Source organism: Halorubrum californiense DSM 19288, assembly GCF_000336875.1.
Lineage (GTDB): Archaea > Halobacteriota > Halobacteria > Halobacteriales > Haloferacaceae > Halorubrum > Halorubrum californiense.
Genome location: NZ_AOJK01000071.1, coordinates 1 through 7,674, shown reverse-complemented (window position 1 = coordinate 7,674; position 7,674 = coordinate 1). Strand labels below are relative to the sequence as shown.

The 7,674-nt window shown below is 60.2% G+C and carries 5 protein-coding genes and 2 pseudogenes; all 7 read left to right on the top strand.

Going from position 1 to position 7,674, the window contains the following annotated elements:
• Window positions 1–102 precede the first annotated feature (102 nt).
• The gene (locus C463_RS14565) at window positions 103–501 is read left to right on the top strand and encodes a hypothetical protein (RefSeq protein ID WP_008445185.1); all 399 of its coding nucleotides are present in this window, start codon (window positions 103–105) and stop codon (window positions 499–501) included.
• An 817-nt stretch (window positions 502–1,318) separates the two neighbouring features.
• A pseudogene (locus tag C463_RS14555) lies at window positions 1,319–2,425 on the top strand (hypothetical protein).
• A gap of 29 nt (window positions 2,426–2,454) precedes the next feature.
• Window positions 2,455–3,108, top strand: coding sequence for a hypothetical protein (locus C463_RS19835; RefSeq protein WP_239638923.1), 654 nt, complete (start codon window positions 2,455–2,457; stop codon window positions 3,106–3,108).
• A 43-nt stretch (window positions 3,109–3,151) separates the two neighbouring features.
• The gene (locus C463_RS19830; RefSeq protein ID WP_239638922.1) at window positions 3,152–3,499 is read left to right on the top strand and encodes a hypothetical protein; all 348 of its coding nucleotides are present in this window, start codon (window positions 3,152–3,154) and stop codon (window positions 3,497–3,499) included.
• Window positions 3,492–5,345: a VirB4 family type IV secretion system protein gene (locus tag C463_RS14545; RefSeq protein WP_008445170.1), complete on the top strand. Its 1,854-nt coding sequence runs from the start codon at window positions 3,492–3,494 to the stop codon at window positions 5,343–5,345. The genes C463_RS19830 and C463_RS14545 overlap by 8 nt, the downstream gene beginning before the upstream one ends.
• 345 nt (window positions 5,346–5,690) lie before the next feature.
• Window positions 5,691–5,981, top strand: a pseudogene (locus C463_RS18145) (IS5/IS1182 family transposase); the annotation flags it as partial.
• A gap of 64 nt (window positions 5,982–6,045) precedes the next feature.
• Window positions 6,046–7,269 (top strand): hypothetical protein, encoded by a 1,224-nt coding sequence (locus tag C463_RS14540; protein WP_049906001.1) that lies wholly within the window; start codon window positions 6,046–6,048, stop codon window positions 7,267–7,269.
• The last annotated feature ends 405 nt before the right edge of the window (window positions 7,270–7,674 follow it).

Below are 7,674 nucleotides of genomic sequence, written 5' to 3'. Positions count from 1 at the left end.
CGTGAAATCGTCTTGATGTTCGCCATCACCAACATAGAACCACTGTGTGAACCGCTGTAACCGTGACTCAGCATCTATTCAACACAGCAGTCGGTCCAACTCGTGAACACGTCGACGTCGGCCGCGACGGTTCGGATCGAACTGACGGATCCCCAGACGGGCGAGCCACTCGATCTCGACGAGGACGGGCCGCCGTCACCGATCGGGGATGACGGCCCCGCCGGGACGCTCTCTCTCAACGGCGAACCAGTCGAACTCAACTACTCGGGGGTAGCGACGCGGACGGTGTCGGAGCCCGGGTTGTACACCGTCCGCTTCGAGCCGGCGTCGTGGCGGACGACCACCCCCGCCTACGTCGCTGCCCGGGACACCGTGCGCTGGCACCCGCTTGGGACGGTTAGTGGCTGGATCCAGTTGTTTGGTTTGAGACGGTGCTTGTGGGGGCGATCCCGGTTGCCGTCGCGTGGGTGGCCGGCCGCCAACTGGGGCAGTTCCTTTTAGCTGAGTCATCGCCATGAGCCACGCTACGTTCACCACGAGACGGACCGTCCTCGCAACCATCACCGCCGCGGGTAGTGGGTCGGTCGTCGGCTGTACCGATACCAACCGTGGTACCACCTCTGAGGGGGATATTTCCCGAGTGACTGTTGATGGCACGGAGCTTGTGGTCGAGTACGACTCCGAGACGAGTGCTACCGATCTCGCCGTGATCGCGCCCTCGGGTGAGGCGTTTGCCGAACGCTCACTGACACCGGGTGCCAGTCGGGAGACAATCACGATTGGGACGGCGTATCCCCTGGTGCCTATACCGTCCAGCTCGTTGAGGATCAGTCCGTGGTGGCTACTGTTGAGCAGTCACTCCGGCCGGACGTGGTCATTCGCGGGTTGATGCTCGGCCGGAACAGTCCCGAAGAGATGTTCGATGGGACCGGGAATTTCACAATCACTAGCGAAGTGATCGTAACAATCGAGAACGTGGGTACAGATCTTGAAAACTCACGAAGCTCCAGTTTTCTGGGGATGTACCTCGTCCAACGCCAGATGAGCTGTCGGGAAGTGGGATTATGCCGGTCGACCAACTGGTGAGATATGCGAAACCAATAGTGGGCCCGGGGGAAACACACACCCTCTACTCAGCCACATACCCGTTTGCGCCGGGTGGAGACGTAGTCAGTTGTACACCGGAAGGGACCAGTAGCCAATTCAGAGTTAGCGTGGCAGGAAACGTCGCTGGCGAATTAGCCGAACGAGAGTACAATGTGAACTACCAAGGCGAGGACCTCACTGACTGCCAGATCACGATTGAGAGGGCCGAGGGATGAGCGGTGTTTCACTCACAGACGTCAGATTTCAGTGGTTTACTGACATCCTCGAACAGTTAGTTGAGTGGTTCACAGAGGGAATTGTGGATGGATACCGTGCCATCACAGAAGCCCTCTTTGGCACACCAGTCCCGGAAACCCTCAATAGCATTCCGGTAGGTGAACCACAAAACGAGCCGTGGACGCAGCTATACGATGCCCTTGTTGCCGGCGAAATAACACTGGTCGCGTTTTTGCTCCTCATCGTGTGTGTCCAAGGCCGGCATACACTCCGGATTTTCAACCTGTGTAATCCAATTCGCGATCGACAAGTTCGACGTTCGGCCTAGACCGGGGGAATTCTAATCGCGACCTGGTACTGGGTGGCTGTTGTCGCCTTGTCTCTCGTCGATGGCTTCGCGATCGCACTGGTAGCTTCAATTGATGCGGCGGTCAGACCGTTGGTCGACTTCTTCGATCTGACGCTGTCAAACCCACTGCTCGGGTTATTACTCACATTTGTCGGTGCGGTCGCAATGTGGACGCTCCAAGCACTGCTGTTCCTGCGTGAACTCCTCCTGTACGTGTTCGTGTACGCGATGCCGATCGCCATTGCGATCGCCTACGGTGGCCTCCCAGTCATCTCAGGCATTGCCGCCCGTGTCGCGGTCAAGTTCATTCCACTGGCGGTGATGCCACTGCCGGTTGCGCTGGTGTTCCGCGGCTACGAATTACTCATCAACGGTGCCCCCGGAACGGTGACACCGGAGAGTCCGTTCTTCAGGTATCTCATCGCGGTCTCGTTGCCGGTGGTGAGCGTGTGGATCATCAGGAAGCTGTTCGCGTACACGACCCCGCGACTGGTGCGGACAGTGGGGCGGGTGACCGGCCTGACGGTCACCGCAGGCGCGGTGGCTGGGGCCGCCGCGGTCGCCGGGCCGTGGGCAGGCGCGACCGCCGCTCGGTGGGGACCGAAAGCTGCAGTCGGCCACACGGTGGCACACCAGCTCAGTGAGGAGCAACCAGACACCGACACCACGACAGCTCGCCAGCGACCGGTCGTGCGCAGTAGTGGGAGTGGTGCCTCTTCGTACCGCCGCACCGAAAACGAACCCCGCCCATGAGCTCGGACAGACCCGCAAGTCGACGCGTGATGGACACGCTCGGCGCCGACCGCAAGCTGCCGATCATCGGCATCGACGAACGTGACCTGTATGTGCTGGTGAGCTTCCCGATCACCGGGCTGGTGGGTGGCGCCGCGCTCGGCGTGGAGGCGCTCGTGCTCCCGCTGGTCTGTGTCGGGCTCGCAGCCGGCGTCGCAGTCGTGTACGCCGCACCCCGACAGCTCCCCACGAGTACGTGGCTGGCAGACATCGCCCACCTCTACCTGCGACGGCCGCGGACGACACGTCACGCGGCCGTTACCGAGGAGACGGGCGCTGCTACTGACAGCGTGCCCCGACCGTTCGTCGTCGACGAACAGACACAGGAGCTGACGGCGCTCAAGCGGGCGTGGCCCGGTCACGGTGCCATCGAGCGAACGGACGGGAGGATGGAGGCGTACGTCGAGCTCACGCCCGGCAACATGGACTTCACGATGGCCGACGACTGGGCCGCTCGGCAGGCGGTTGGCGAGGCGTTCGCCGATCAGGAACTCACCTTCACGCTGACGCTGTACACGACGACCGATCCGTATCCGGCCGCGACGCTCGTCGACCAGCTGGACGCTCGGGTCGCGGATCCCGCGGTGACCGCAAACGAGTCGCTGCGCGCGCATCGCCGCCTACCGCGATCAGCGGCCGGCTGATCTGGCTGACACCCACCGGGTGCGCTACTTCCTCGGCGTCGCAGTGGCGCCGTTCGAAGTGTATGAGCGCCACCCGGACGAGCGGACGCCCGCCGAGCGGCTCTCGACGCTCCCCGTCGTCGGCGTGTTGGCGATGCCGTTCGTCACCCGCCGCGACCGGCTGACGGACGCGGAGCTGCGGGGTGCCCAACTCGAGAAGCTGCGTGATCGGGTGCGGACCGTCGAGACCGATTTCGTCGGCAAGCTGAGCGACTGTACGGCACGGCGACTCGCAACGGCAGAGCTGCTGGGGCTCGCCACACAGTTTTGGAACGGCACCGACGTGCGAGACCCAGCAGTCGCCGCACAGGCCGGTATCGATCACCAGCGCCGGGAGGAGACCGATGCGTGAACTCGTGGCTGTGCTTTCGGGCGTCGAGTCGGTGGCTCCGTCGACACTCGTTATCGGACTGATCGTCGGCGGCGGAACCCTGGTCGTCGGGCTCCTCGTTGGGGTGTGGCTTCAGGCACGGCGTCCCCAGCGGGATCCGGAGGTGGATCTGTCGGCGTTCATCAAGCCGCCGGACGAACCGGAACCGCCGGGCCCGAACGTGCGGCCGCCACGGGAGCGCCACCAAGACGCCGTCGCACCGCCTGCGGTCGAGTGGGAGAGTCGGTGTGCGCGCGTGGGTGACGAGTGGACGACCACGCTGTACATCGCCGACTGGCCCGACCACCCGAATGACGGGTATCTCAGCGACCTCTTCACGCTGACCGACGTCCGATTCCACCTTACCGCACATGTCACCCCACGTGATCAAGAGCGGGCGCTCGATCAGCTCCAAACTGCTGCGGATGACCTGAAGGTGGACGCCGATCTGGAGTCGAGCGTGCGGAGCACGTACCTTCACGACCGGGCCGACAAGGCCGCCGCCACCTACCGCGCGGTCGAGGCCGGTACTCGGGTGTTCTCACAGGGCGTGTTCGTCACGGTGCGGGCCGACGACCGTGAGGAGCTGCGGACGGCCACCCGTCGGGTGAAACGTGTGTTGCGCGAACAGCCGGCGAAGCTCGCGCCGAAGACCGCGATCTGTGCCCAAGAGCGCGCCCTGCGGAGCGCAGCGCCGTTCGGGGCGACGCCACTCGATCGGCAGACGATCGGGTTGAGCGGCGCGGTGGGAGCGTTGTTGGCGTCGCCACATCGCCCCACGCTGTTGGAGTCGGACGGCGTCGAAATCGGCGTTCACCGACATACGGACACCCCGGTCGTTGTCGACCCGTTCGCACGGGAGAACGGGTACGCCACGTTCACGGTGGGCGATCCGGGCTCGGGGAAGAGCTTCAGGGCGAAACAGCGGTTCATCCGGTTGGGCGCGGACGCGAGTCCACTCACAGAAAAGCAGGAGCGTGTGAGTAGCTTCCTGGCGAACTTCTTTGCGCACCGGGGGATTTCATTGGGAGACCGGCGGACGACTCTCGAGCTGGCCTACCGAAACGCGGGCATCACCGAGGACGTGACCACCCACGACCGGCAGAGCCCCACGCTGCGGGACGTGATCGACGTGCTGGAGGAGTTGGTCGACGATCCCGACGCGTTCACGCTACGAACGGAGGCGGAAGCCGAGAAGCTCCAAGCAGACGCCACGTGGCTTATCGACCAGCTGCGGCCGTTCGCGCCAGACGGCCAGTTCGCACACTTGGGTCGGCAAAGCGAGGTCGATTTCGCGGCCGAGGATCTCATCTATCTTGATTTAGCCCAACAGGAGGGCCGCGTCGGCGGCCGGACGAGTCTTGTGATGCAGCTGCTCATCTCGCTGGTGTACGAGCGTGCGAAACAGACCGACAAGGAGGTCGTCTTCGTGATCGACGAGGCGCGTTACGTGTTGCGCGACGCGGAGAACCTCGCGTTCTTGGAGACGATCTTTCGGCACCACCGCCACCACGACCTGTCGATCCAGCTGGTCACCCAGACGGTCGATGAGTTCTTCGAGCGAGCTGAAGCGGAGATGATCCTCGATCAGTGTGCGATCAAGCAGTTCCATCGCTTGGATGGGATGGACGACCACTGGGCCGCAGAGTTCGGGTTGAACGACGCACAGAAACGGTTCGTTCAGGAGGCGGTGCCTAGAAACGAGGAGCTTGGGTACGCAGAGGCGCTGGTGGGTGTGGATGGTGAGTGGCGCGGCATTGAGGTGCGGGCGTTGGAAGCCGAAACGCAGGTTATTGAGGGAGAGCGTGTGGATCGGGGGAATGAATAACAACAACCACCAGCAACTGGCGGGAGCGCTGCGGCAGTCGGTCGCGGGACCGCAGTAGTGTCGATATCGCCCATGATGTGGACGCGACGGCGAGTTCACGAGAACCGCACGAGTTTTGTGGTGGCCGGCTGAATGGCGCGTATGCGAACCTCGTGACAGGCGGGGCCGGATTCATCAGCGGCCACCTCACCGAGTCGTTCCTCGAAGCCAGCCACGACGGTCGAGCGACCATGTCGCTGCCGAAAGTCGACGCTTGATGCCGAGACCCGGGAGGGTTATTCGTCATATTAATTATGCTACCACAATGGATTACTGCTCAAGCGTGGTGGTTGACGACAACGTTGGTCCGTCGCCGCCGACAACGGCTTCCAAGACTGGCACACCGAGTACGAGATCGCCGCACACGACATCGAGTACCCTGTTCATTATCGCGGCTCGTCAGCGAACGCAGCCGCGAAAAACGCTCTGAACCGGGGAAAGGGCTACTCTCAGCGCTGGATGGCCGAAACATCGTATTCGACAACGAAGCGCTCGCTCGGCGACGCCGTGCGAGCGCTGGGCTGGTATCAACAGTTCCGTGAAATCGTCTTGATGTTCGCCATCATCAACATAGAACCACTATGTGAACCGCTGTAACCGTGACTCAGCATCTATTCAACACACCAAAGTCTTTAACCCTCGTGTTTCTCGAATGGGGCATATGCGTCGAGTGTATATTCATGGCCTTGCAGGCTGGCTCCTCTTGCTCCCTCTCTGGGTTTATCTAAAGTGGGTTGACATTCTTCCTGGCCCGGAAACAATACTCAAAGAACTCTGGCTCGTTTCACTCCTCATTCCAGCCGCCGTTATCTTCCAACGGAACGACTACAAAATCAAGCTTCCGGTGGTTGTCGTCGTGTTTACCGCGATCATCTTCGTCACGGTCGCCCGCGATAGTCTTCTTACAAGTCTTAGATTTTTTCGGCCCTACTTCGAGCCTATCGCACTCATCTTTCTCCCGATAACCATTGTCAGACTCCATGAGGAGGAGACCGAATACTTGCTGCGATGCCTGTTGTGGGCGATCGTCCTGATATGCGGGATTGCCGTCATCCATCTCGTCTATTCAGAGTTCTTGCTTTGGGACTCTATCGTCCGAACAGAACTCTACCGCCGCGGTCCACCATATAGTTGGTTCGGCCCACACCGACTCATGTCAATCACAGGGAACCCTAACAACCTTGCTAACCTCGCGGTATTCGGCACAATCCTCGGTGTCTGGGAGTTTGAGCAGCGCGACAGCCTCCGCGCGAAAATTATATTCACAGTCGTTATTGGATTGACCGCAGCTATGGTGTTTCTGTCTGTGTCGCGTGACGACTTTGGGATTCTTGCCATCGCATTCGTCGCGATGGCACTTCTCCAGCGCCGCTGGCGGCTTCTCATTGGTGGCGGTCTTGTAATGACTTCGGGATTCTTCATGAATATAGACAAGATCATACGTACTATTCGTATCCTCGTCGAGAATGGCAACCCCCGGTTTAATTTCTGGGCCAACATCATCACATACCTGAATCGGGATCTTATAACTGGTATCGGGCCTGCGGCACTCGCGATTCAAGGCTGGTACATCGACAGCTCGCTTTTGAACATCATTATCGAGATGGGCATTATCGGCCTACTTATTTTTCTCCTACTTAACATTCAGATTGCTCGGAGCCTCGTCAGTCTCGCACTTAACGGCGATCAGCTTTCGGTCGTGCTTGTGACGCTGACCGGTGCCTTATTCGGGACAATGCTCATGCGGCAATCTCTAATCAATACGCCCTTCTCCCTACTCTATTGGTTATTTGTTGCGATGAGCTATCAGCGTATTTTTGAGGCTTCGTCAGGCCTTTCGGGCGAACCAGTTCGCGACAGCACTACTCCCTCCACCAAGGCGTGAGGGGGAGAGAGTTGCCACGAGGCGACAAATATTGGGGAAGAGGTCAACGATACTAATCACTGAATGGGAGTTTAATCCCTATAACTTCTCGTGGAGGAGTGGGTTTAGTCGTCGGTTCTATGAGTTCAAGCGCAGCGGACCAGCCAATCAGTGAGAATAGTGCGACACCGCAGCTTGTGGCAAACAGTAATCGGTATAACTGCGTTCGGCTGTCTATCAAGAGCAGAATAATTCCCACAGTAATAACCCCTCCCAGTAGCGTTATGAGGTGGCGTGCGTCCATTGAGATACCGATAGCGACATATACAGAATCATGTGCTCTGTTGAATCCGCAGAAGGCGGCGGGATAGCGTCGCTGTAAAGGGAGTAGCGAAGCGGAAGAGTCGAATGTGACTAACCTACTCT